2 pseudogenes are annotated in these 768 nt (G+C 68.1%); one reads left to right on the top strand and one right to left on the bottom strand.

Going from position 1 to position 768, the window contains the following annotated elements:
- Nucleotides 1-250: 250 nt before the first annotated feature.
- Nucleotides 251-341: pseudogene (locus D8M34_RS19925) on the top strand (biotin carboxylase N-terminal domain-containing protein); the annotation flags it as partial.
- On the opposite strand, the pseudogene rbfA reads toward D8M34_RS19925, so the two are convergent.
- Nucleotides 326-685 (bottom strand): annotated as a pseudogene (gene rbfA / locus D8M34_RS18535) (30S ribosome-binding factor RbfA); the annotation flags it as partial. The pseudogenes D8M34_RS19925 and rbfA overlap by 16 nt on opposite strands.
- Nucleotides 686-768 lie beyond the last annotated feature (83 nt).

Raw genomic sequence — 768 nt, 5'->3', positions numbered from 1 at the left:
CTCCGCACCGGCCGACGGGCGCCGGTGCCGCTCCCCACGGTGCCCGAGGTGCCCGGTTCACGCCACGCGCCGCCCCCACGACGGCACGTCGTGCCACGCCACGGGGCGACACCGGCACGTCGGGACGGGGTCGTGTCCCGCGGTGTGGGCACGCTGTCCCGAGCAGTGGTCGGGACCTGGCCGGTCGTGTCAGGATCACGCGTCCGTCGCGCGGGAACCCCCGCCGCGGCGGGCGTCGTCGCCGATCGTGATGAGGAGAACGCAGTTCCGCAAGGTGCTGGTGGCCAACCGGGGCGAGTTCGCCATCCGGGCGTTCCGGGCCGCGTTCGAGCTCGGTGTCTCGGTGCCGCGCCTCCACGAGGAGATCTTCGATCGTTTTCGACGTCTCGGGGATCGTGTCTTCAAAAAACTCAAGCGACGGGGTGAGACGTGCGGTGATGCCGCGGCCCACGGCGCTGCGCAGCATGCCCTTCGCCGCCTTGAGCGCGGCAGCGGTCCCGGCACGCTCTTCATCGCTTCCGTACACGGTATAGAAGATCGAGGCGTGCTGGCCATCGCCCGTGAGGCGGACGTCGGTGACTGTCACGAACCCGAGACGCGGGTCCTTGACTTTTTCGTCGAGCGTACGGGCCACGATTTTCTTGATCTGATCGGCGAGGCGCCGCACGCGAGGGTTGTCGTTCATGGTGTCTCCTTGAGTGAAGTGAAGGTCGGGGTGCTTACGCCTTGCGGGCAAGCGCGATATCACGGTCGATTGAGGCATCGACC

The sequence above is a fragment of the Microbacterium sp. HSID17254 genome, from assembly GCF_003989315.1.
Classification (GTDB): Bacteria; Actinomycetota; Actinomycetes; order Actinomycetales; family Microbacteriaceae; genus Microbacterium.
This window is presented reverse-complemented; position numbering and strand designations above follow the sequence as displayed.